This window comes from Campylobacter magnus (assembly GCF_028649595.1).
Taxonomy (GTDB): Bacteria; Campylobacterota; Campylobacteria; order Campylobacterales; family Campylobacteraceae; genus Campylobacter; species Campylobacter magnus.
Map to the genome: position 1 here is coordinate 98,572 of NZ_JAQSLK010000004.1, position 22,031 is coordinate 120,602.

The window sequence follows — 22,031 nt, forward strand, 5'->3', positions numbered from 1 at the left end:
TTCTAAACTAGAATTCCCTAAATGGCTCTAAAATTACAAGCCGTTTTTGGGCGATTCTAGTATCGTGGTGCTAGTATGAAAAAAGGCAGCAAGCGCGCCGCAGGGATAGAATACGAAATTCATCCCAAGGCGCGCGTGGCTGGCTTTTTTTATAATAGTGCTGCGAGACGAATCGCCACTCAAACTGTTTTTGAAAAGCTTTGATTATTACCTACAAACTTCTTCATATACTCATCAAAGCACATCGCAATATTGCGTATTAGCAAGCTGCCAGTTTCATTTACGCTGATTTTTTCAGGGTTAATTTCTACAAACTCGCCCAAAGTGCTTTTTAGCACTTCAAGTTCGCTGCTAAAATGCTTAGCAAAATCCACATTATGCTTAGCCTCTAGCGCCCTTATATCAAGCGCAAAGTTTGCCATAAGGCTCATAATAGCGTCTTTTCTTAGCCTATCTTCAGCGCTTAAAAACACGCCTTTATTATTTGGCAGCTTATTAGCATCTATTGCCTTTTCATAGCCATCTAAGTCCTTGAAGTTTTGCGCGTAGTAGTCCTCGCCCTCGCCTATGCTAGTTAGCCCTATGCCGATTAGATCGGCTCCACCTTTTGTGGTATATCCTTGGAAATTGCGGTGTAAAGTGCCATTTTTAAGTGCGCCAAAGAGCTCATCATCAGCCTTTGCGTAGTGATCCATACCTATCATTTTATAGCCACGGCTTGGTAAATACTCCATAGTGTGTTTTAGGATTTCAAGCTTGATATTTGGCGCAGGTAGCGTAGTCTCATCAAACTTTCTCATTGATTTTTTGATCCACGGCACATGAGCGTAGTTAAATATAGCAAAGCGGTCAGGATCCAAGCTTACAGCAGTTTCAAGCGTAGTTTTAAAGCTCTCAAAGCTTTGATAAGGCAGTCCGTAGATAAGATCAGTATTTATACTTTTAATTCCAGCATTTCTAGCGATTTTGATAGCGTTTTGTGTGATTTCGTAAGGCTGAATGCGGTGAATTTCTTTTTGGACACGCTCATCGAAGTCTTGGATACCAAAGCTAACTCTATTAAAGCCACCATTTTTTAGCACTTCCATGTGAGCCTCTGTAAAAAAGCGTGGGTCAATCTCACAGCTTATCTCAGCATCGCTCGTGAAATTGCCAAAATGCGCTCTAATTGCCTTTATAATGCGCTCCATTTGCTCCGCTTTATAAAAAGTAGGTGTGCCGCCGCCAAAGTGCATTTGAACCACTGGTCTAGAAGCATCCAAAACTGAGCAAAGCAAGTCTAACTCACGCTCTAAATACTCTATATACCTTTCTTTTTTGCCCTCGTTTGTAGTATAGATGACATTACAGCCGCAAAAATAACACGCCGAGCGGCAAAAAGGCATGTGAAAATATAGCGAAAGTGGCTTTGTGCCAGTCTTTAGGCGGGCAATATAATCATCATAGCTAAAAGCCTCGCTAAACTCCAAAGCCGTAGGATAGCTAGTATAGCGTGGTCCTGGTTTTGAGTATTTTACAAATGCGTTAAAATCTATCATTTTTTATCCTTTTATTTTAGGGAATTCTAGAATTCTAAGCTTAATTTATCTTTAACAATTCTAAAATCACAAAATCACACTAAATATTAAAGCGCCGATCACCAAAGGTATGTTAAAAAACAAAAATGTTGGCACACAGGTATCATAGATGTGGCTGTGCTGAGAGTCAGCATTTAGCCCAGAAGTTGGTCCTAAGGTGCTATCGCTTGCTGGGCTGCCAGCATCGCCAAGCGCTGCGGCAATACCAATTAGCAGTATCGTAGCCTCTACGCTAAATCCAAGGCTCTGGCAAAGTGGTACATAAATCACCGCTAGTATCGGTATAGTCCCAAAGCTAGATCCTATACCCATAGTAACCAGTAGGCCCACGCCAAGCATGATGATAGCCCCGCCTAGCTTGCCACCAGCAAACAAGCTAGCTATATTTACTAGCTCTTCTATGCCACCAGTGCTTTTTAGCACCGCTGCAAAGCCACCAGCAATTAGTATCACAAAGGCTACAAAGCTCATTATAGTAAGGCCTTTTAGCATAACATCATCGATGTGTTTATAGCTAATGCCACCAAAAATAATCATAAAAATAATGCCAAAAAATCCACCTAGCGCCATAGAATTCGTATAAAGCTGAACGCCCAAAGCCACGGCAAGTCCGCCTAAAATCGCCCATTCTTTAGGGCGCATTTTAAGCTCGGTTTTATCCTTATGCTCTTGCTGGCTTTGCTTGTCTAGGGCGCGATTTTCATAGACCCTTGGCTTGCGGTAGAAAAAAACTGCTAAAATAAGCCCAACAAGCATACTAACCCCACCTATCCACATAACAGAGCTAATATCACTAATGCTAACATCCACGCCGTTACTGGCTAAATTGTCCTTTATAATCGTGTGAAAAATAAGCCCAAAGCCCACACTAAGACTAACATAAGGTGCCTTTAGCCCAAAGGTTAGCGCGCAAGCAATCGCCCGCCTATCAATTTTAAGCGAGTTAAAAAGTGCTAGAAGTGGCGGGATAAGCACGGGGATAAAGGCTATGTGAATAGGCACGATATTTTGCGAACAGCACGCCACAGCAGCGATAGCAAAAATGAGCCAAGTGCGCTTTTTGCTTAGATAGTGGCTGATCTTTGTGATGATGATATCAGCTAGGTTTGAGTGCCAAATAGCAACCGCCAAAGCTCCCAGCAAAATATAGCTAAGTGCGGTCTCAAGGTTTGCGCTCATGCCAGAAATGAGCGTGCTAGCAGTCTCTTCTATGCTAGCACCGCTAAGCACGCCAGCAAGCAAGGCTGAGGCGATGATAGCCAAAATCACATTAAAGCGAAAAAGACAAAGCACACACATAAGCAGCACGCTAAGAACAACAGGATTTGTAAGCATTTTTGAGCCTTGGTTTGTAAATTTGCTTGTAATTATAGCAGAATTCTAGGAATTCTAGAATTCCGTATAAAATTCCGTAATTCCGTCATTGCGAGGGAGCAAAGCAGATGGAGCAATCTCGTTTTAAATTCCGTCATTAAGCAATCTTGTTCAAGGCTTAATAAGTGAGATTGCTTCGCTTCGCTCGCAATGACGGAATTTTAGAATTCCCTAAGATAAAAATACCCCCTAACCCCCAAAAAAATTAAAATTCCATATAGAGATCCCCCTAATGACTGCGAGGGCTAAATTCTAGAATTTAGCTTAAAAAGTTCTTTTTTGCTAAAATGCGGGTTTTGGTTTGAAAAAATAATTTTAAAGAGGATTTTTTTATGGCTATACTAATTCTTTGGCCTTTTTTCTTGGCTTTTTTGTTTTTTTTTATTTATTTATATGCTTACATAGTTTATGGCATAATAAAGTTAGATATTAAATTAAAATTTAAAGCAATATTGCTTTTTTGTTTTTTACTTATAACCTTAATGATTATTTATGTTTATTCATATGGAGTAATTTTTATTTTTGCCCCTTTAATTATTATGACTATTTTATTATTTAGAGAAAGAAAATATTTTCAAAGTTATACTAATAAAACAATAATAAAAAAAGTCCTAATTGCTTTTGTTTGTTTTTTAGTATATATTTGGCAGTTTGAGGTTCCTCAAAGGATAATAATCAATTTAATAGATAATAAAATAGAAATATTTGATAATAATTATACGGTGCTTGAAAGCAATGATAAATCAAATATAAAATTAAAGCTAGCAGATAATGGAAAATTGCCAAATATTTCTTTATTTGAGATTTATTTTAGAAAAGGTGAAATTTATATTTACGATGATATAAATAAAACTATCAATGGGCGAAAAATAGGCGAAACAATAACACCTTTTATAGCAGAAAGCACTTTAAATTGTTTTATAAGCAATATAGATAGTGGTGGTAAATGCTCTGCTTTTACACACGAAACAATATATTATAAGCTAGATGGAAAAAAGCTTACTAGACGAGAATACCTAAAACAATACCAAAAAGGAGAAAAACAATGAACAATGTTACACTAGAAAATGTTAATGATTTTGCTTTTTTAGCAGAAAAGTCTTATAAAGCTGTAAAATCAAGCACTGACCAGGATTATAATCCAAGCAAACATTTACCATAAGATGGAATAATTACAAACCCAGCTACAAATTCTAGTTTTGAAGTATATAATCAAGCTGGCAATGATAGCACAGGTTTTAGCGCTACTGTATTTAGAAATATCCCCTAAAGGGGCTGAGGGATGACATAGTACGCCTTGTTTAGCTATGGAATTCTAGAATTCCATAAAAAAAGATACCCCCTAACCCCCAGAAATCTAGAATTCCTAGAACAAATCTAGAATTTCTAGAGATTGCTTCGGTCGCTTTGCTCCCTCGCAATGACGCAAAGAATTCTAGAATTCCATATAGAGATCCTCGGGTCAAGCTGGGGGATGACATAGTAAGGAATTCTAGATTTAGGGAATTCTAGTTTTTACTTTTATGGAATTCTAGAATTCCCTCTAATCAAAACCCAGCTCATCAAAGCTATTTGTAGTTTTTTTTAGTACCATTTCGCCGTTTTCTTTTGTGATAAGTGAGATTTTTCCATCTAGTTTAAAAGGGGCTAAAAGCTCTTTACCACCATCACTCCACCACGCACAAAAGGCTTTTGCGTCATTTAGCGGTGCGATGCTAGCTAACTCTCTTTTAGCCTTGGCTGCCTCCATCCAGTCATACTCCCACCACTTACTAGCATCTAGATCAGCGCATATTTCATCGCTAAAGCGCATTTTTATCACCCTTGCTGGATTGCCTACTGCTATAGCGTAGGCTGGGATGTCTTTTGTGATGACCGCGCAGCTGCCGATTATCGCGCCATTGCCGATAAAAAGCTCCTTGCTACTAACAGCGCAAACCCCAGCACCTATCCACACACCATGACCGATATTTGTAGTTTGCGTGGTGATATCTGGCTTGCGCCACGGACTTTTTAGGCTCTCATCAAGTCCTTTTTGGCTAAAGCCATCGAAGTTTTCTAAATACGCCATCATAACGCTGTTTTTATCGTGGCTTGCCACGCCTAGCATGACATTATGCGCCACGCAGCAGTAGCGACCGATTTTGACTTTTTCTAGGCGGCTTTTACCATTTATCGAGGTATACCCCCCCCTATCACGCCCATAAGCTCGCTGCCACCCCAAAGATCAAAAGGCTTTTCAAAATAAAAGTTATCTATAGAACAGCTGCCGTGTATATTTAGTCCATTTTGGCGGAGAATTTCGGTCATATTTATCCTTTTAAAATTAAATTTTATATCCAGTTTATTATAGGGAATTCTAGAATTCCCTAGCCTTGTGTCATCCTCGGGCTTGACCCGAGGATCTCATTTAAAATTCAGTCATTACAGAAATTCCGTCATTGCGAGGGAGCAAAGCAGAGGGAGCAATCTCGTTCAAAATTCCGTCTAAACCCCAAGCGAGATTGCTTCGTCTCACTCACTCCTCGCAATGACGGAATTTTAGAGAATTCTAAAATTCTTTTTTAGCTCGCTTTTGGGCTAGATAAATCTAGCCCAGCTCGCTAGTTTTATGAGGGCTACGCCCTAAACCCTTAGGGGCTGCCGCCCCTAAAACCCCGCTAAAAATCTAGAATTCCCAAGAGAAAGCCAGCAAAATCTACTTCATCTTTTCTAGCTGCTCTTTGCTAAACTTAGCAAAGGCATAGCTCTTATCATCATTTTTTCTTACTAGTCGATACCTGCTGCCATCATCCCCTCTTTTTTGCCTTTGCCCCTCTAGAATCTGGCAAAACTCTTTATAAAAGCCAAAGCTTTCTAGCACTTTTGGCTCACTCTCTCTTAAGCGGCGCAAATGCTGAAATAGCAGCCCATCAAACATCTCAGCGCTGTCCTCGTGCCCCCTAAAATACTCTAAAATATCAGCCTCGCTGACAAATTTAGCACGCTCTTTTTTGCTTTGTTCTATGATAGCGGCGGCCAAGTCTTTGATATAGAGTTTTACTTTGCTTGCCATGTGGCTAGTAAGCAGAGTGTAGGCTGTGGCTGGGTCAGTCTCCACTCTAAAAAACTCAGGCAAATCAAAATGCTTTGTTATATCTTTGCGGTTATCATCACTTTTAAAAACCGATGTGAGCCAAAGCACCATTATATCTTTTTCATCCGCCATTACTGCCTTGCCATCTTTGGCATTTAGCGCAGAGGGATTTAGCATGATAGGTGCAGGCAAGAAGTATTTATAGTCGCTAACCCGCTCTTTAAAGAGCCACTCTTGCTCGCTTTTTGGCTCATCAAAGCCAAACTTTGCCGCAAGAGCTCTCATAGTATTAAGCGCATTTTGCCCCAAAAAGTCTTTGGTCTGCAAGGTGTGAATTTCATCAAGCCTTACAAGCATTCTAGTAAAAATTCCGTCGTGAAAAGCCTGATGAATCTCTCTCATCCAAACCTCTACCGCCGCTGGAGTGGGAGCTAGCTCGTGCGTTGCATGCTCTCCATCATGACCGCTTACATACCAAATAAGCTCGCTTAGAGTTTTGCTAGGTTCGTCATTTAGGCTAAAGCACAGCTGTTTTATGGCTCTGCGCTTAGTCCTTGCTACAAACTCATCGTTAGTATCAAGCTCGCTAAAATCATCCTCGTCATTCGTGCAACGCTGTAAGGCTAGATTACAAAGCCCTTTAATATTGCTAATAGGATCACGCACGATATTTATAGCGTGCCTTGCAGGCATTAGGCTATAGAGCTTGTCATTTTGGCTATCAAGTGCCAGGTCGCTTACGATAAGGGCGATTTTTTTGATTTTACCTTTATCTTTGGCGGCTTTTTGCGCTTTTAACTGCGTAAAAAACTGCTCGTAGATGCGAAAACTCTCTTTTTCGCCCTGCCTGCCTGCTGTGCCGCAATTACACAGCTTTAAAAACGCAGGCACGCCAGAGTGCAAGCTCACAGCATGCGAGCCAAAAATCATAAAGTCATAAAAAGGTGGCAAAGGTAGGTTTAAGCACCAGCAAAGCTTGATATCGCTGGTTTCGTAGTTTATGCTTGCTGGATCTAGTAGTGGCGGATAGGGCAAAGCTGCATAGGTGCTGCTGCCCCCCCCTCGGCGATTTGCTGGAATTTATCGCTTTTAAGCCAAGAGCTAATTTGTTCTTTAAAGCGTTCTATGATAGCGATATTTTCATCATTTCTCTCAACTTTGCCGATTTGTAAAATTTCTTCTGTTGTCATTTTTTTCTCTTTTTGTAAAATTTTCTATCCTGTTTTTTACTGCTGCTAGCATAAAAACTAGAATTTTAAACTAGAATTCCTAGGGATTTTATCTTGGAATTTTAAATTCTATCCTAGGAATTCTAGAATTCCCCAAAATTCGTCATTGCGAGCGAAGCGAAGCAATCTCTAGGAATTCTAAATTTATCTTTAGGAATTCTAAATTTTAGCTCGCTTCCCAGCTAGATAAATCTAGCCCAGCTCGCTAGTTTTATAAGGGCTACGCCCTAAACCCTTAGGGGCTGCCGCCCCTAAAACCCCGCTAAAATTCTAGAATTCCCCAAAATTCCGTCATTAAGCCTTGAACGAGATTGCTTCGGTCGCTTCGCTCCCTCGCAATGACAGGAATTCCCGCAATGACGGAATTCTAGACGGAATTCTAGTTCAAGATTACAACCTCAGTTTCTAGCTCTATACCAAAGCTTTCTTTTACCTTACTTTTGGCTAGATTTATTAGCCAAAAAGCCTCATCAAAACTACCTTTGCCGTGATTTATAAGAAAATTAGCATGCTTAGCTGAAAGCTCGCAATCGCCTATTTTATAGCCTTTTAAGCCCACAGCTTCTATCAGCCTGCCAGCACTATCGTTTGGCGGATTTTTAAAAATTGAGCCAAAACTAGCACCTTTTGGCTGATTTTTTCTAGCCTCGTTAAAATCAGCCAAAAGCCCCTCATCAAAGCCCTTAACCGCTCTAAAAACAGCCTCAAAAATCACGCCTTTTATATCACTTTTTCGGTAAGCAAAACCGCACTCATCTTTACTAAGAGTAGCAGAGCTAGTCCGCACTTCAAGCAAGGTATCGCTAATAGAGCGTCCTTTTAGTCCTGCGTTCATTTTGATTAATCCACCAAGGCTGCCAGGCACTGAGGCGCAGAGCTCAAAGCCCTTTAAATCATGCTTTTTAGCAAAGGCAAAAATATCTCTTGCGTTTGTTTTTGCACCTATTCGCAAAATATCATTATCCAGCTTTATATAATCAAACTTGTCCCCAAGCATTGCTAGGGCTTGTTTTGGTGCGCCAACTAGCAAATTACAAGCCTTGCCGATGATAAAACCATCAAAGTCGCAAACTTCATTAAGCTCTGCTACTTCAAGCTCTGCGCCGATTTTTACAGAGCTAAACTTGCTAAAATCTACTTTCATCACTGAATAAAGGTGGGAATTCTATTTAGCACGCCACGAGTAAAATCCATCATTTCATTCATCATCCAAGGCATGAGAAAGATAAGAATAACAACAACAAGCAAAATTTTTGGCACGAAACTTAGCGTCATTTCGTTTATCTGCGTGGTGGCTTGAAAAATACTAATAATAAGTCCAGCCACAAGTCCAGCTAAAAGCATAGGCAAAGCTAGCATTAAAGCAATCTTAAAGGTCTCAACCCCAAGTCCTACTAAATCATTTTGCATTAAGAATTCCTTATATCCAAATACTCGCTAGGCACGAGATAATCGCTAGTTTTTATCTTTTGGCTATAAAAGCCGTGAGTGTATCCTAGCTCAAAAAACTTATCAAGAGCTTCTATCTGGACCTCGCTAAGCTCTATGCTCTCATCATTTGCGTAGAGTTCTAAGTATTTTGCTAGGTTTTTATCATCTACTCTTACAACGCCTCTTTCAAGTAGCATAGCACTTAGAGTGTTTTTGTGCGCTCTTGCTAAAATAACAGCTTTTTTAAGCAGGTTTTGCGTGGCTATTGCGTCATTTAAAGGCAGGCTTCTGCGAATAGCCATGCCACCAAGTGGCAGTGGTAGCTTTTCAGTGCCAGCAAGCTCGCACCAAATATCCCAAAGCTCACGCTCTACCCTAAGCTCATCGCTAAAGTCCAAAATGCTCTCGTGAATCAGCACGCCAGCATCCACCTGTCCTGATAAAACTGCCTTTTCAATATCTAAAAAGTTCATATAAACAGCTCTTGCATCAGGATAAGCGATAGAAAAAAGCAGAGCATTACTCGTGTGCTTGCCACTAAGGGCGACTTTGAAATTGCGCTTTAAAACGGCGTTTTTTTTGACAATTAGCTTTGGTCCATAGCCACGCCCAAAGCTAGTAGCAGTATCAAGCAGGGCATAGTCGCTAGAAATGTGCGGATAAAGCCCAAAGCTTATGGCACAAACATCATAAATGCCCTTTAAGCACGAAAGATTAAGGCTTTCTATATCATCAGCCTTTGCGCTAAGCTTTAGTCTCTCATCACTAGCCCAGCCAAAAGCAATAGCCGCATACATAAAAATATCATCAGCATCAGGCGAATGCGCTACGCTAATGTTTTTACTAAATTTATTCAAAATTTTGCCTTTAATGTGCTGTTTTTAAGTCTTTTTTGTCTTTGCCTTTTTCAGCGATAGAAACCCAGTAAGCAAAGCCAACACCCCAAATCGCTACAACAGTAGCTAGTATAGTAAAAGTATCAAAAGTAAAAGTCATTTTTCTATCCTTTTTGCTATATAAGAAACTAAGCTTAAAAAAATACAGCCGACAATAGCTACATAAACACCGCTTATTTCGTCTTTTTGGTAGTAAAATACCTTTAAAAAACCACCAGCGATGAGAGCCACAGCAACATTTGCCAAAGCATTAAAAGTAATTTTTTGCCATTCTTTCATATTTTGCCTTTTAGCAAAGATTATAACATATTTAAAAAATTTTTTAAGCAATTTACGCAAAATTTTTAAGCATTTTTGCTACAATTAGCACTAAATTTTTTTTAATTCTCACAGGATAAACAATGGATGAAAATAAGAAAAAAAGCTTAGAACTTGCTATAAAGCAGATTGATAAGCAATTTGGCAAAGGCACGATTCTACGCATGGGCGATAGAGAAATCGAGCCAATAGATGCGATAAATACAGGCTCTTTGGGGCTTGACCTTGCCCTTGGTATAGGTGGAGTGCCAAAAGGTCGTATTGTAGAGATTTATGGGCCTGAGAGCAGTGGTAAGACCACGCTTACCCTTCATCTAATCGCCCAGTGCCAAAAGGCTGGTGGAGTGTGCGCTTTTGTGGATGCTGAACACGCCTTAGATCCAAATTATGCTAAAAATCTTGGCGTAGACATCGATAATCTTTATATCTCTCAGCCTGATTTTGGTGAGCAGGCACTAGATGTAGTTGAAACCCTTGCTAGAAGCGGTGCTGTGGATCTAATAGTCGTAGATAGCGTAGCAGCCCTTACGCCAAAAAACGAAATAGATGGCGACATGGGAGATCAGCATGTAGGACTTCAAGCTCGCCTTATGAGTCAAGCCTTGCGCAAGCTTACAAGTGTAGTTCACAAAATGGGCTCAACTGTGATTTTCATAAACCAAATCCGTATGAAAATCGGCGCAATGGGCTATGGCACTCCAGAGACTACCACAGGTGGAAATGCGCTAAAGTTTTACTCATCTGTGCGTATAGATGTGCGCAGAATCGCCACGCTAAAACAAGGCGAGGATCCAGTGGGAAATAGAGTTCGTGTAAAAGTCGTAAAAAACAAAGTAGCACCGCCATTTAAACAAGCTGAGTTTGACATTATGTTTGGTGAGGGCATAAGTAGAGAGGGCGAGCTAATGGATTATGGCGTAAAGCTTGATATAATCGATAAAAGCGGTGCGTGGTTTAGCTACGGCAGCACCAAGCTAGGTCAAGGCAGAGAAAACGCAAAAGCCTTCTTAAAAGAAAATGAAGCCATAGCAACTGAAATAGAAAACAAAATTAGAGAAAATATAGGCGATGCGCTAAGTGGTAGTGCTGAACCTGATGAAGGAGAAAATAATGAGTAAAATAGCAAATATAAGTGCTTTAGAGGTATTTGATAGCCGCGGAAATCCAACCGTGCAAGCTCGCATCACGCTAGAAAGCGGCGTAAGCGCAAGCGCAATCGTGCCAAGCGGGGCAAGCACAGGCAAAAGGGAGGCTTTAGAACTTCGTGATGGCGATGCAAACCGCCTAAACAAAAAAGGCGTGCTAAAAGCAGTAGAAAATGTAAATACGCTAATTGCCGAGAAACTTAAAGGTCAGTGCGTGTTTAATCAAGCAAAGATTGATAGTACAATGCTAGCACTTGATGGCACAGATAATTACAGCAAACTAGGCGCAAACGCAGTTTTGGGCGTATCTATGGCAGCAGCAAGGGCAGCAGCATCTGAGCTAAATATCCCACTATATCGCTACCTTGGTGGCGCAAATGCTAGAATCTTGCCTGTGCCTATGCTAAATATCATAAATGGTGGAGCACACGCAAACAATAATATCGATTTTCAAGAGTTTATGATTATGCCTTTTGGCTTTGCTAGCTTTAAAGATGCATTTTGTGCAGCAGCTACGATATATGCTAATCTAAAAGGAATTCTAGGCTCTAGTGGCCAAAGCACAGCTGTAGGCGATGAGGGCGGTTTTGCGCCAAATTTTGCTAGCAATGAAGAGGCTATCAAAGTCATCATGGAAGCAATAGAAAAATCAGGCTACAAAGCAGGCGAGCAAATAAAAATCGCTTTGGATGTAGCAGCTAGCGAATTTTACGAAAATGGCGTTTATAACTTCGGCGGCAAAAGCCACTCAAGCGATGAAATGATCGCACTTTATAGCGATTTAGTAGCAAAATATCCTATTTTTTCTATAGAAGACGGACTTAGTGAGGATGACTGGGAGGGCTGGGCGAAGCTTACAAAAGCCCTTGGCGCAAAAACACAGCTAGTAGGCGATGATCTTTTTGTAACAAATACAAAAATCCTAGCTCGTGGCATTGAAGCAGGCGTAGCAAATGCTATCTTAATCAAGCCAAATCAAATCGGCTCAGTAAGCCAAACTATGGGTGCTGTGCGCCTAGCACAACGCAGCGGATATCGCACGATAATGAGCCACAGAAGCGGCGAGAGCGAGGATAGCTTCATCGCTGATTTTGCTGTGGCGCTAAATACAGCGCAGATAAAGACAGGCTCAACCGCTCGCAGTGACCGCATGGCAAAATACAACCGCTTGCTTGAAATCGAGCATGAGAGCGATGGCGAGTATTTGGGACATGAAATCTAGGAAATCTAGAATTCTTAGAATTTTAGTTTGGGAATTCTAGTTTTAGCCTTAGGAATTCTAGAATTTAACTTGGAATTCTAGAATTCTTAGAATTTTATTTTGGGAATTCTAGAATTCTAGAATTTTAACTTAGGAATTCTAGAATTCCTCTGTTTAGAGTATTGCCAAAAGTAACAAAATGAGCGAAATTTTAGACCACTTACCAAAGCAAAGGCGCAAAAAAAACACAAAAGCCTTGTTAGCTTACGGCGCAATGGCAGTTTGCGTGATCTTTGCTGGCTGGTATATAGGCAATATACTTTTTGGCGCGCGTGGGCTTGATGTGATGCTTGATTTACACGCAAAGCGTGAACAGCTAAGCAAACAAGTAAGCGAGCTACAACAAGAAAACGCAAAACTTCAAAAAGACTATTTTGAGCTCATCGGGCTTGATCCTGAGAGAAACTGAGGAGATGATGAAATATTTATATTTGCTGGCGTGTTTGTTGCCGCTTTTGGCTTTTGGTAGGGACAATCCTTTTATCTCTACTACTTTGGCTGATTCAAATACTACAAATATCATTACAAAGCTAGCAGGTTTTAGCCAAACAAGCGTGAATTTGCCAAGTGATGCAAGAGAGCTAGAGGCCGTGGTTGTAGTCTATAAAAGCGTGGATGGCTCGCTAAAAGAAAAGCGTGTGGATATTAGGGCTAGTTTTGACTGGCGTGATACTATCTACATCAGCCGCCAAGCCATGCCAAAAAACGGCGAAGTGGTTGATGTCTCAGTCACAGCCCAAGGCAACATCACAGAAGCAAGAGCGATAACAAACCTCACAGAAGGCCCACCACTACAAGCCCTTGCCACACCAAGCCAAAAGACGCCACTAGCAAGTGCTGATATCGTAGCTGGCAGGATAAATGCCTATGCTAATAAAATCGTCATAAACACGCCTGATTTGCTGCTAAAAAGCTATGATAAAGGCTCACGCATTGTGATGGATTTTGAGAAAAAAAGTAAGTTTTTAACCCATAGTCGTGAGTTTGGCAACAAAACGCCTTTGCGCCGCGCAACCGTGGGTTCTCACGGTAAGTTTTATAGAGTGGTTTTGGAGTTAGATAAGAAGTATAAGTATTCTATTAGGCAAAATAGTTCGAGTTATACTATTTGGCTAGGAAAATAATAGTTGCTTATCGTTAGGCTTTAACTTGTGAGTGCTTTTTTTGGCGATTCGTCTCGCAGCACTATTATAAAAAAAGCCAGTTACGCGCGCCTTGGGATGGATTTCGTATCCTATCCCTGCGGCGCGCTCACTGCCTTTTGTCATACTAGCACCACGATACTAGAATCGCCGAGCAAGTTACAATCTAGGGAATTCTAGAGTTATTTAGGGAATTTTAGAATTCCGTCATTGCGAGGGAGCAAAGCGACCGAAGCAATCTCGTTTGGAGTTTAATAAAAAGCTTAATAAATGAGATTGCTTCGCTTCGCTCGCAATGACGAATTTTGAACAAGATTCTCGGGTCAAGCCCGAGAATGACACAATGTAGGTTGTGGGATGACATAGTGAGGAATTCTAGGGAATTTTAGAATTCCTAAGTTTTCTGTCATCCTCGGGCTTGACCCGAGGATCTCGGTGCTAGGGAATTCTAGAATTCCTTAGTGATTTTATAAATTATTTAAAAGAAAGTAGAGTTTTGAAAAGACAAGTATTTAGTTTGATATTCATTGTTTGGGCTAGGTTTTTTGGGCTTTTTGTGATTTTACCTGTGCTTAGTGCTTATGCTAGCGGAGAGGCGTGGCAAATAGGTCTAGCTGTGGGGGCGTATGCGCTAAGCCAGATAATATTTGCAGCACCCTTTGGGCATTTAAGCGATAAAATCGGTCGCAAAAAAGCCCTAGGCTTAGGTATCGCTATTTACGGCCTTGGCAGCGTGCTTTGCGCTATATTTAGCGATAGTATTTATCTGCTGATTTTGGGACGTTTTATTCAAGGTGCTGGCGCAGTTGGCGCTGTAGCAAGTGCCTTTATCGCTGATATAGTGCCAGAAAACTCCCGTTCAAAATACATGGCGCTTCTTGGCATGGGCGTTGGTATGGCCTTTGTGATTGCTATGATTTCAAGCCCTATTATAGCTAGCTATTTGGGGCTTAGTGCGCTATTTTGGCTTTGTGCTTTGCTTTGCGTGATTAGTGCTGTTATCTTGCTAGGTTTAGCCGAGCCAGAAAAACACGAGCATAATGAGACCACTACCACCTACGAGCTTATTAAAAACAAAAATGTTCGCATTTTAAGCCTTAGCAATTTTTTCCAAAAAATGTTTTTAAATGCTTTTTTTGTAAGCATAGGGCTTGTGCTTGTGGGGCAAATGGGCTTTGAGCGTGCTAGTTTGTGGCAGATTTATGCGCTGTGTGCGGTTTTTGGCTTTTTTTCTATGGGCGTGGCTGGATTTTTGGGCGATGCTAAGGGCAAGGCAAAAGAGCTATTTTTTGCTAGCGTGATTATTTTTGCGCTTAGTTTGCTTGTGTTTTTGATCTCACCAAGCTTTGAGAATATACTATTTGCCTTTGTTGGTGCGGTGCTATTTTTCATCGCATTTAGCCTTCAGGAGCCGATTTTACAAAGCCAAATGAGTAAATTAACAAAAGCAAAACGAGGCGTGGCCCTTGGCGTGCTAAATGCCTGTGGATACGGCGGTAGCTTTGTTGGCAGCTTGCTTGGGGCTAGCTACTTTGCGCCTTATGTTATGCTCGCACTTTGCGTGCTGTGGGTGCTAATGCTAGCTAAACTTGATAGAATTTAAGCAGATTTTAGGTAGATATTTGAGAAACTTTTTTGCATTTTTACTGGCATTTTCGCTGCCCACGGCTGTGCTTATAGGGCTTTTTGCTTTGCTAGCCTTTGTATTTTTTGCGCTTAGTTGGCTGTTTATTTTTGCGCTGCCTGTATTGCTTGGAGTTTTTGTGTATTTTTATTTTAAAAAAGGCAAAAAGAAAAACCGCTTCGTAGAAATAGACTTTGAGGCGCACAGAAGAAAGTTTAAGCACTAGGGAATTCTAGAATTCCTTTGTTTTTTTCTGGGGGTTAGGGGGTTTCTTTTTGGGAATTTTAGATTAGGGAATTTAGAATTCCCTAAAATTCGTCATTGCGAGGCTTTGAAAAAAAGAGGGAGCAATCTTATTTATTAAACCTTGAACGAGATTGCTTCACTTCGCTCGCAATGACGGAATTTTAAAATTCTTTGTGATGAGATTGTCCGGTCAAGCCGGACAATGACACAGAGCGGTCAAGCCGTACAATGACATAAGTAGTTAGGAATTCTAGAATTCCCTAGAAAAAATCTAGAATTCCTAGGAATTCTAGATTTTATGGTAATTGTTTAAATTACTATAAAGTGTTTTGAGGTTTGTTGTCAGCGTTATTTACTTTAGTATATACCACCTGAACTGATTTCTATACAGCCCATACCACTAACTTTTTCATCCGTTTCATTTTCATTATAACCTGTACAGCTTCGGGTGCCATTCCATCCAGTAATATTTGTTGATACAGTTGATTTTAAGAATTGTTGCATTGGAGCAGATTTCAAAACTGCTTTACAAACAGTATTATTGTTTTGTAAAACTGGCAGAAAAAAAACAATTCCTCTACCCTTATCATCTTCTGCAACTCCTATTTGTAGACAACTGTCTAAATCTTTATCAGTGTCAGCCTTACCAATCTCTAATATACCGTAAGAGCCACCATTCCTATTACTAAGATTTTTAAATTTTACATTTGTCATTACACTAAAATCTCTAGCAAATTCACCGTTTACAGCGTAATAGCTAGTAACATCACTTAAAAATGTGCGGATATTTGCTACAGTAGCTGCGATTTCAGCGTCAGTTCTTGTAGCAGCTAGGCGAGGGATAGCTACGCTAGCTAGAATTCCTAAGATAACGATCACGAAGATCAGCTCAATCATTGTAAAGCCCTTTTTCATGGCTAACTCCTTTAAATATTAAATGAATCGGTATTTTACTATGTTAATTACTAAACTTGGCTTAAAATAAGCTATTTTTTTGCTTTTGTTAATGTTTTATTAAGCGTTTTTTTTTTTTTTGTTAAAGTATTTTTGCTATGGAATTCTAGATTTTATTCTAGGGAATTTTGAACGGAATTTTGAACGAGATTGCTTCGTCGTTCGTTTTACTCACTCCTCGCAATGACGGAATTTTGGACGGAATTTTAGAATTCCTAGAGCAGAGATCCTCGGGTCAAGCCCGAGGATGACACGGTAGGGAATTCTAGATTAAGGAATTCTAGTTTAGGGAATTCTCTTTAAGGAATTCTCTTTAAGGAATTCTAGAATTCTAGAATTCCTAAGTAAAAAATACCCCCTAACCCCCAACCAGCGGATGCGAAGCAAAAAATAAGGAATTCTAGAATTCCCTAGCAAATTTTATTTCAAGCTAAGAGCCTCGCTTTTAGCCATTTGGTCGCAAAGCTCGTTTTCTGCGTGTCCTGCGTGCCCTTTTACCCACTGCGCTTTTACCTTGTGAAAAGCAAGCAGCTTTGCTAACTCTTGCCATAGTTCTTGGTTTTTTATAGGTTGTTTGCTAGCGGTTTTAAAGCCATTTTTTTGCCATTTTGCTAGCCACTCGTTTATGCCCTTTGCCGTGTAGCTACTATCTGTGAAAAGCTCCACTTCACAAGACTCTTTAAGTGCCTTTAAAGCGTTAATTGCAGCACTTAGCTCCATTTGGTTATTTGTGGTATTAGCCTTTGCGCCGCTTGCTTTTTTCTCGTGTTCTTTGTAGCGTAGGATATACGCCCAGCCGCCATTTCCAGGGTTTCCAAGACAGCTGCCATCGCAAAAAATCTGCACTTTTTTCACATATCCCCCTTTTGCTGTGAAAAACTCTCATCTTGTCTCAAAGTGGCATCTAGCTTAACACTAGCGATTTTTAGGCATTTTGGACAGCGAGCAAAAAACAGCGGAAGCTCGTTTTTACAAGCTAAGCAGGTGTATTTAAACTCCAATTTTGCCCCTAGGTTATTTTCTTTGGCAAGTTTAGCTAGCTTTATGCTAAACTTAAGATTTTCACATCCATTTTGCTCATCTGTGAAAAACTCGTTCCAAAACTCGCTCAAAGTATCTAGATCAAAGAGATCAGCGCACATTTGTAAGGGCGGCAACTCATCAGCACTTGGCTTTTCGTAGTTTTTGCTTTTTAGCTCGCAAATATATCTTTTAACAAGCGCTGTTTGGGGTAGGGTTTTTAGGGCTGTGATTTTATCCCCAGTGCTAAGGGCCGCAGATAAAAGCTCGCTAGCACCGATATAAGCACGCAAATCATCATCACAGCACCCCAAAGCAAAAAGCGCATCAAGGCAGGATTTAATCCCATCTTTATCCTTTAATTTTTCGTAGACAAAAAGCAGATGAAATAGCGCCTTCTCATCTCGTGGCTTTGCGCCAAGTAGCTCTTCAAGGCAGTCTTTGGCGTTTTTTAATAGGCCTGTTTTTATGTAGGCAAGTCCAAGGTCGCCTAGCAAGAGCATTTTTTCATCATGCCCTGCTTTTTTGATAGCTTTTTCGTAGAAATTAGCTGCTTTTTGCCAGTCGCCAAGCTTGGCAAAACCCGTGGCAATCACTGCTAGTTCAGGGCTTTCTAGGCTGCTTAGGGATTCTATGATTTTGCTATCATCTTGGCTGAATTTGGCTAAAAACTTATCAATGCTAGCATCTTTGCTTTTGCGAGAAAACACACCCCAAAAGTAGCTAAAAATCACCACCACAACGACACTTAGCACCAGTATAATCAGCCCAAAAATCGGATCTCTTGCATCAATAAATAAAAAGTCCATTTTCTGCCTTTATTTAGGGAATTTTAAAATTCCGTCCAAAATTTCGTCATTGCGAGGCTTTGAAAAAGCCGAAGCAATCTCGCTCAAGGCTTAATAAATGAGATTGCTTCGGTCGCTTTGCTCCCTCGCAATGACGGACATTCCGCAATGACGGAATTTTAGGGAATTCTAGAATTCCCTAGCCCACTAGATATTTTTTTGCCTCATCTTTGCTAGCAAATGCGCTAGTATTTATTAGCTCATCACCGATTTTTACTTCGTAGCATTTGCCGTTTTCGCTTTTGCCATAAGTAAGCGCAAAGCGTGCTGAGAGCTCACGCTCGCTCTCATTAGCACTTTTTGATACTAGCACAAAAGCACCTGTAAAGTTATCAATCTGCGCTTTCATATACTGCTTATTAAGCCCAGAGTTAAATAGCTCTAAAAGTGAGTTATTTTCTCTCTCATCTCGCCCTATAATCAGCTTTGCGCCATTTTCAAGTCGCAGGTGCCTGCCATAGCGCAGACTTTGAAGGTCAAGCTCGTCCATCTCTCGCCCCTTGCCCTCGTGTGCCATCCAGTCTTGAATTCTAGCACTAAATCCTTGATCTGTGTAGGGACAGCCCCCACCAGGACTAGCCCACTCGCTAAAGCCAAAGAGCGTGGCTAGCTCGGTTTGGCGAGCTCTTGAGCGACCATTTATTGCTTCAAGCTTTTCTCTATCTACAAAGCCTCTTAGCTCAGGCAGACTTGGTGGCAGCAGCTTAGCACACAGTGGGCGCAAAATAATCTCGCCGTTGCCTGAGAGCTTTTTTACTTGATTCATCGCTTCATTTCTTTGGCTCATAGGCCGCTGTCCTAAGACCTCACCAGAGATAACAAAGCTAGCCTTATGCTCTTCAAGCAGACAAATAGCTGTCTTAAACATATATCCGTGGCAGTCAATACAAGGATTAAACGCCTTTCCGTAGCCGTATTTTGGGCTAAAAAGCACATCGCGCAAATATTTATTTGTGATATTTACTCTCTCAAAACTAGCCCCAGCCTCAGCTGCCCTACGCTCTAAGGTCTTTAGCATATTCTCATCCCTGCTAAATCCTATATCAAAGTGCAGGGCATGAACCTCAATGCCTTGATTTGTAATAAGCTTAATTGCTAGCATGCTATCAAGCCCACCGCTAAAAAGCGCAAGTGCTTTCATCTACATTTCCTTTTTAAGTTTATCTATTGCTATGGTTAGTTCTCTTATTTTAGCAGCTTTATTATCCTCGCTACTATTTGCGATGCGATTTTTCTCACTTTCTAAAAAAGAACAAACCAGCCTATTAAGAGCTGATTTAAACTGTTTTGCGTCATAAAGCTCCAAGCTCTCATCTAGCTCCAAGCTGCGCAAAACACTCTCATCGCCGTTTACAAAAGCGTTATAATACCTAACATCCTTAAACATCTGCGCATTTAGAAGCGGCAAAGCGATTTTTTTATACTCATTATTTAGCAAGATATTTTTTAGCACGCTAAGGGCTAGGATATCACGCTTATTTGTGTTTTGGATATAGGCTTGGGGGTTTGGGATTTCATCTTGTGGGGCTTTAAATCTAGAATTCCTTAATGGCTTAAAGCTTCTAAAATTATTATTTATGCCCCAGTTTTGATTATTTTGCGGAATTTTAACATTTTTTTTAAGTGAAAAGTCATGCGGATTTATACCCAAAATCTGTGCTACCAAGGGCTCGTAAAAGCTGATAATCTCAGGTCTTAAAGCCCCTAAATACTCACGCAAAACATCAAGGGCTTTTATTTTATCCATGGGCGTTTGCAGGCTCATCGCAGCTGCTTTTTTTCTTAGCACGAACTCTACTAGCTCCACTCCACCTTTATAAAGGCTTGCTAGCTCGCTTTGTCTATTTGCTGCTACTAGCTCGGCTGGGTCTTTGCCGCCCTCTATCAATACCACTTTGCCATCTATGCTAGAACGACTTAGCAGCTCAGCTGAGCGAAGTGCGGCATTTTGACCTGCTGTATCGCTATCAAAGCTTAAAATTACTTTTATATTTTCTTTTTTTAATAGTGGCAAATGCTTTGGCGTAAGAGCGGTGCCAAGCACAGCCACAGCGTTAAAAAAGCCAGCTTGATGCAGCATAATACAATCCATATAGCCCTCACAAATGATCACCTCGCCACTTTTAAAAATAGCCGCTCTTGCCTTATCATAGCCATAAAGCACACGACTTTTATCAAAAATCTCGCTTTGAGGGCTGTTTATATACTTTGCTGGATGGTCGCTGATGGTGCGTCCACCAAAGCCCACAATAGAGCCTATATGATTATAGATTGGAAAGGTTATGCGGTTTGAAAAGCTTGCGTATACGCCACGCTCACTATTTTTTATCGCGCCAGCGCTAAAGGCTTTAATAGCTTCTATTTCGTTTTTTTGGAGTAAATTTATAGTGTTTTGGCTTGGCGGTGCCCAGCCAAGTTCGAACTTTTCTATCATTGCAGGGCTTAAAGCGCGCTCTTTTAGATAATTAAGCGCAGCAATATTTGCTGGGTTAAAAAGCTCGGTTTTATAATAATTGTTTAAAAGCTCTAAAATTTCTTTTAGGCTATTATCTTTTTTTTGTGTTTTTTCATTGCTGTATTCAAGCTCTATGCCAAACATACTAGCAAGCTTTTCTATAGCTTGTGGGTAGCTTAGCTTTTCGTATTCCATGACAAACTTTATCGCATCGCCTCCAGCCCCACAAGAAAAGCAGTGATAAAGACCTCTATTTGAGCTTACATGCATGCTAGGGCTTTTGTCACCATGAAAAGGACAAAGCCCCACAAGAGACGAGCCTGAGCGTTTTAGGCTTACATAAGCACCCACCACATCAGCTATATCAATGGAATTTCTTAAATGCTCTATACTTTTTTGTTCTATCATTTTTTTACTCTTTTGTGAGTAAAAATAGCATAATTTTGCTATAATTTTGCTTATGAAATTAACACATATAAATGAAAATGGCAATCCAAAAATGGTAAATGTCGGCGCAAAGAATATCACCGAGCGTCTAGCAATCGCCTCTGGGCGTATAAAAATGAGCAAAGTCACCTTTGAGCTAGCCCTGAGTGGTCAGGGCAAAAAGGGCCCAGTAGAACAAATCGCTATAATCTCAGCAATAATGGGAGCAAAGAAAACCAGCGAGCTTATTGCTATGGCTCATCCTATTTTGATTTCAGGCACGGACGCAGAGCTTATAGCTTTGCCTCATTTGCCTGGCTTTGAGCTAAGGGTCAAGGTTAGCACTAGCGGACAAACAGGCGTAGAGATGGAGGCACTTAGCGCTGTTAGCATAGGGCTTTTAAATCTTTATGATATGCTAAAAGCGGCTGAGAAAGGCATGGAGATTTTGGATATTTGCTTAGAGTATAAAAGTGGTGGCAAAAGTGGGGAGTGGCGCCGTGAGCAAAACAGCTAAAAACCCTGCTGCTAAAACAGCTAAAAACTCAGCTAAAAACTTAGCTAAAAATTCAGCCGATACCGCTAAAACAGCCAAAAATTTAGCCCAAAATTTAGTCAAAGATTTAGCAAGAAATTCTAGAATTCCCATTAGTACTTGCTTAGCTGATATTAAGCCAAAGATTGATTATCCTCTTATTTGGGAGTATACGATTTTTGTGCCACTTGATAGAGATGAAAAAGAGTTGATTGCTAACACGCTTGGTATCTGCGAGCATAAACTTACAGCAAGCAATAAAAACACTAAATATAAAAGCTTTAAGCTAAACTTGTTAGTGCGAAGCGAAAATGAAAGACTAGAGATTTTTGCCAAGCTAAAAGCGGCTTGTGCTTTTGTGCTATAAAATCTAGAATTCCCTAGGAATTCTAGATAGAATTCTAGATTTTTTCAAACCGTGTTTTAAAAAAGCCTTAGGAATTCTAGAATTCCCCAAGAATTCTAGATGGAATT

The 22,031-nt window shown here is 40.5% G+C and carries 26 protein-coding genes; 10 read left to right on the top strand and 16 right to left on the bottom strand.

Features of this window, described 5'->3' with window-relative positions; all coding sequences use genetic code 11:
* Positions 1-75 precede the first annotated feature (75 nt).
* Positions 76-204: a hypothetical protein gene (locus tag PTQ34_RS06010; RefSeq protein ID WP_273932625.1), complete on the top strand. Its 129-nt coding sequence runs from the start codon at positions 76-78 to the stop codon at positions 202-204.
* On the opposite strand, the gene hemN is transcribed toward PTQ34_RS06010, so the two are convergent.
* Together hemN and PTQ34_RS06020 are read right to left on the bottom strand one after the other, a co-directional pair.
* Complete coding sequence (gene hemN / locus PTQ34_RS06015; RefSeq protein ID WP_273932626.1) at positions 180-1,538, bottom strand: oxygen-independent coproporphyrinogen III oxidase; 1,359 nt, start codon at positions 1,536-1,538, stop codon at positions 180-182. The two genes, PTQ34_RS06010 and hemN, sit on opposite strands and share 25 nt — an antisense overlap.
* Positions 1,539-1,604: 66 nt before the next feature.
* Positions 1,605-2,912, bottom strand: a complete 1,308-nt coding sequence (locus PTQ34_RS06020) for a Na+/H+ antiporter family protein (RefSeq protein ID WP_273932627.1) — start codon at positions 2,910-2,912, stop codon at positions 1,605-1,607.
* Positions 2,913-3,283: 371 nt separating this feature from the next.
* On the opposite strand from PTQ34_RS06020, the gene PTQ34_RS06025 reads away from it, so the two are divergent.
* Entirely contained in the window at positions 3,284-4,000 is a 717-nt protein-coding gene (locus tag PTQ34_RS06025) for a hypothetical protein (protein WP_273932628.1), read from the top strand.
* A 494-nt stretch (positions 4,001-4,494) separates the two neighbouring features.
* On the opposite strand, the gene PTQ34_RS06030 is transcribed toward PTQ34_RS06025, so the two are convergent.
* The 9 genes from PTQ34_RS06030 to PTQ34_RS06070 form a co-directional block, all read right to left on the bottom strand.
* Positions 4,495-5,175 carry a CatB-related O-acetyltransferase gene (locus PTQ34_RS06030; RefSeq protein ID WP_273932629.1) on the bottom strand — a complete coding sequence of 227 codons (681 nt, stop codon included), beginning with the start codon at positions 5,173-5,175 and terminating at the stop codon, positions 4,495-4,497.
* Entirely contained in the window at positions 5,124-5,261 is a 138-nt protein-coding gene (locus PTQ34_RS06035; RefSeq protein WP_273932630.1) for a hypothetical protein, read from the bottom strand. The genes PTQ34_RS06030 and PTQ34_RS06035 overlap by 52 nt, the downstream gene beginning before the upstream one ends.
* Before the next feature lie 388 nt (positions 5,262-5,649).
* On the bottom strand, positions 5,650-7,062 hold the full coding sequence (locus PTQ34_RS06040; RefSeq protein ID WP_273932631.1) for a DUF2972 domain-containing protein: 1,413 nt from the start codon (positions 7,060-7,062) through the stop codon (positions 5,650-5,652).
* Positions 7,041-7,217: a hypothetical protein gene (locus PTQ34_RS06045; RefSeq protein ID WP_273932632.1), complete on the bottom strand. Its 177-nt coding sequence runs from the start codon at positions 7,215-7,217 to the stop codon at positions 7,041-7,043. The genes PTQ34_RS06040 and PTQ34_RS06045 overlap by 22 nt, the downstream gene beginning before the upstream one ends.
* Before the next feature lie 418 nt (positions 7,218-7,635).
* Positions 7,636-8,400: a UDP-N-acetylmuramate dehydrogenase gene (locus tag PTQ34_RS06050; RefSeq protein WP_273932633.1), complete on the bottom strand. Its 765-nt coding sequence runs from the start codon at positions 8,398-8,400 to the stop codon at positions 7,636-7,638.
* On the bottom strand, positions 8,400-8,666 hold the full coding sequence (gene fliQ / locus PTQ34_RS06055) for a flagellar biosynthesis protein FliQ (protein ID WP_273931223.1): 267 nt from the start codon (positions 8,664-8,666) through the stop codon (positions 8,400-8,402). Before fliQ ends, PTQ34_RS06050 begins: the two co-directional genes overlap by 1 nt.
* A complete protein-coding gene (locus PTQ34_RS06060; RefSeq protein ID WP_273932634.1) occupies positions 8,666-9,544 on the bottom strand; it encodes a menaquinone biosynthesis family protein in 879 nt (292 codons plus the stop codon). The genes fliQ and PTQ34_RS06060 overlap by 1 nt, the downstream gene beginning before the upstream one ends.
* Before the next feature lie 10 nt (positions 9,545-9,554).
* The gene (locus tag PTQ34_RS06065) at positions 9,555-9,683 is read right to left on the bottom strand and encodes a hypothetical protein (RefSeq protein WP_273932635.1); all 129 of its coding nucleotides are present in this window, start codon (positions 9,681-9,683) and stop codon (positions 9,555-9,557) included.
* On the bottom strand, positions 9,680-9,862 hold the full coding sequence (locus tag PTQ34_RS06070) for a hypothetical protein (RefSeq protein WP_273932636.1): 183 nt from the start codon (positions 9,860-9,862) through the stop codon (positions 9,680-9,682). The genes PTQ34_RS06065 and PTQ34_RS06070 overlap by 4 nt, the downstream gene beginning before the upstream one ends.
* A 122-nt stretch (positions 9,863-9,984) precedes the next feature.
* Between PTQ34_RS06070 and recA the strand changes: the two genes are divergently transcribed.
* From recA to PTQ34_RS06100, 6 genes are all read left to right on the top strand, one after another.
* A complete protein-coding gene (gene recA / locus PTQ34_RS06075; RefSeq protein WP_273932637.1) occupies positions 9,985-11,019 on the top strand; it encodes a recombinase RecA in 1,035 nt (344 codons plus the stop codon).
* Positions 11,012-12,268, top strand: a complete 1,257-nt coding sequence (gene eno / locus PTQ34_RS06080; RefSeq protein ID WP_273932639.1) for a phosphopyruvate hydratase — start codon at positions 11,012-11,014, stop codon at positions 12,266-12,268. Before recA ends, eno begins: the two co-directional genes overlap by 8 nt.
* Positions 12,269-12,446: 178 nt before the next feature.
* Positions 12,447-12,716 (top strand): septum formation initiator, encoded by a 270-nt coding sequence (locus tag PTQ34_RS06085; RefSeq protein WP_273932640.1) that lies wholly within the window; start codon positions 12,447-12,449, stop codon positions 12,714-12,716.
* A 7-nt stretch (positions 12,717-12,723) separates the two neighbouring features.
* Positions 12,724-13,431, top strand: coding sequence for an AMIN domain-containing protein (locus tag PTQ34_RS06090; protein ID WP_273932641.1), 708 nt, complete (start codon positions 12,724-12,726; stop codon positions 13,429-13,431).
* Between the two features lie 514 nt (positions 13,432-13,945).
* Positions 13,946-15,052 carry an MFS transporter gene (locus tag PTQ34_RS06095; RefSeq protein WP_273932642.1) on the top strand — a complete coding sequence of 369 codons (1,107 nt, stop codon included), beginning with the start codon at positions 13,946-13,948 and terminating at the stop codon, positions 15,050-15,052.
* Positions 15,053-15,071: 19 nt separating this feature from the next.
* Positions 15,072-15,299, top strand: a complete 228-nt coding sequence (locus tag PTQ34_RS06100) for a hypothetical protein (RefSeq protein ID WP_273932643.1) — start codon at positions 15,072-15,074, stop codon at positions 15,297-15,299.
* A 377-nt stretch (positions 15,300-15,676) separates the two neighbouring features.
* Here PTQ34_RS06100 and PTQ34_RS06105 read toward each other — a convergent pair whose 3' ends face one another.
* From PTQ34_RS06105 to dnaG, 5 genes are all read right to left on the bottom strand, one after another.
* Complete coding sequence (locus PTQ34_RS06105) at positions 15,677-16,234, bottom strand: type II secretion system protein (RefSeq protein WP_273932644.1); 558 nt, start codon at positions 16,232-16,234, stop codon at positions 15,677-15,679.
* Positions 16,235-16,693: 459 nt separating this feature from the next.
* On the bottom strand, positions 16,694-17,128 hold the full coding sequence (rnhA, locus tag PTQ34_RS06110) for a ribonuclease HI (RefSeq protein WP_273932645.1): 435 nt from the start codon (positions 17,126-17,128) through the stop codon (positions 16,694-16,696).
* Entirely contained in the window at positions 17,125-18,102 is a 978-nt protein-coding gene (locus tag PTQ34_RS06115; protein WP_273932646.1) for a tetratricopeptide repeat protein, read from the bottom strand. Before PTQ34_RS06115 ends, rnhA begins: the two co-directional genes overlap by 4 nt.
* Positions 18,103-18,280: 178 nt before the next feature.
* Positions 18,281-19,282, bottom strand: a complete 1,002-nt coding sequence (locus PTQ34_RS06120; protein WP_273932647.1) for a 7-cyano-7-deazaguanine synthase — start codon at positions 19,280-19,282, stop codon at positions 18,281-18,283.
* Positions 19,283-21,004, bottom strand: a complete 1,722-nt coding sequence (dnaG, locus tag PTQ34_RS06125; protein WP_273932648.1) for a DNA primase — start codon at positions 21,002-21,004, stop codon at positions 19,283-19,285.
* A gap of 52 nt (positions 21,005-21,056) precedes the next feature.
* Between dnaG and moaC the strand changes: the two genes are divergently transcribed.
* On the top strand, positions 21,057-21,539 hold the full coding sequence (moaC, locus tag PTQ34_RS06130; protein WP_273932649.1) for a cyclic pyranopterin monophosphate synthase MoaC: 483 nt from the start codon (positions 21,057-21,059) through the stop codon (positions 21,537-21,539).
* On the top strand, positions 21,523-21,924 hold the full coding sequence (locus PTQ34_RS06135) for an HP0495 family protein (RefSeq protein WP_273932650.1): 402 nt from the start codon (positions 21,523-21,525) through the stop codon (positions 21,922-21,924). Before moaC ends, PTQ34_RS06135 begins: the two co-directional genes overlap by 17 nt.
* The last annotated feature ends 107 nt before the right edge of the window (positions 21,925-22,031 follow it).

What these genes read in the sequence shown, in the direction of transcription:
- moaC (WP_273932649.1), top strand. Translation starts at nt 21,057, where the DNA reads ATGAAATTAACACATATAAATGAAAATGGCAATCCAAAAATGGTAAAT.
- PTQ34_RS06090 (WP_273932641.1), top strand. Translation starts at nt 12,724, where the DNA reads ATGAAATATTTATATTTGCTGGCGTGTTTGTTGCCGCTTTTGGCTTTT.
- PTQ34_RS06065 (WP_273932635.1), bottom strand. Translation starts at nt 9,683, where the DNA reads ATGACTTTTACTTTTGATACTTTTACTATACTAGCTACTGTTGTAGCG.
- eno (WP_273932639.1), top strand. Translation starts at nt 11,012, where the DNA reads ATGAGTAAAATAGCAAATATAAGTGCTTTAGAGGTATTTGATAGCCGC.
- PTQ34_RS06050 (WP_273932633.1), bottom strand. Translation starts at nt 8,400, where the DNA reads ATGAAAGTAGATTTTAGCAAGTTTAGCTCTGTAAAAATCGGCGCAGAG.
- PTQ34_RS06010 (WP_273932625.1), top strand. Translation starts at nt 76, where the DNA reads ATGAAAAAAGGCAGCAAGCGCGCCGCAGGGATAGAATACGAAATTCAT.
- hemN (WP_273932626.1), bottom strand. Translation starts at nt 1,538, where the DNA reads ATGATAGATTTTAACGCATTTGTAAAATACTCAAAACCAGGACCACGC.
- PTQ34_RS06035 (WP_273932630.1), bottom strand. Translation starts at nt 5,261, where the DNA reads ATGACCGAAATTCTCCGCCAAAATGGACTAAATATACACGGCAGCTGT.
- PTQ34_RS06070 (WP_273932636.1), bottom strand. Translation starts at nt 9,862, where the DNA reads ATGAAAGAATGGCAAAAAATTACTTTTAATGCTTTGGCAAATGTTGCT.
- PTQ34_RS06025 (WP_273932628.1), top strand. Translation starts at nt 3,284, where the DNA reads ATGGCTATACTAATTCTTTGGCCTTTTTTCTTGGCTTTTTTGTTTTTT.
- PTQ34_RS06120 (WP_273932647.1), bottom strand. Translation starts at nt 19,282, where the DNA reads ATGAAAGCACTTGCGCTTTTTAGCGGTGGGCTTGATAGCATGCTAGCA.
- PTQ34_RS06045 (WP_273932632.1), bottom strand. Translation starts at nt 7,217, where the DNA reads ATGACAACAGAAGAAATTTTACAAATCGGCAAAGTTGAGAGAAATGAT.
- PTQ34_RS06115 (WP_273932646.1), bottom strand. Translation starts at nt 18,102, where the DNA reads ATGGACTTTTTATTTATTGATGCAAGAGATCCGATTTTTGGGCTGATT.
- dnaG (WP_273932648.1), bottom strand. Translation starts at nt 21,004, where the DNA reads ATGATAGAACAAAAAAGTATAGAGCATTTAAGAAATTCCATTGATATA.
- PTQ34_RS06020 (WP_273932627.1), bottom strand. Translation starts at nt 2,912, where the DNA reads ATGCTTACAAATCCTGTTGTTCTTAGCGTGCTGCTTATGTGTGTGCTT.
- PTQ34_RS06105 (WP_273932644.1), bottom strand. Translation starts at nt 16,234, where the DNA reads ATGAAAAAGGGCTTTACAATGATTGAGCTGATCTTCGTGATCGTTATC.
- fliQ (WP_273931223.1), bottom strand. Translation starts at nt 8,666, where the DNA reads ATGCAAAATGATTTAGTAGGACTTGGGGTTGAGACCTTTAAGATTGCT.
- PTQ34_RS06085 (WP_273932640.1), top strand. Translation starts at nt 12,447, where the DNA reads ATGAGCGAAATTTTAGACCACTTACCAAAGCAAAGGCGCAAAAAAAAC.
- recA (WP_273932637.1), top strand. Translation starts at nt 9,985, where the DNA reads ATGGATGAAAATAAGAAAAAAAGCTTAGAACTTGCTATAAAGCAGATT.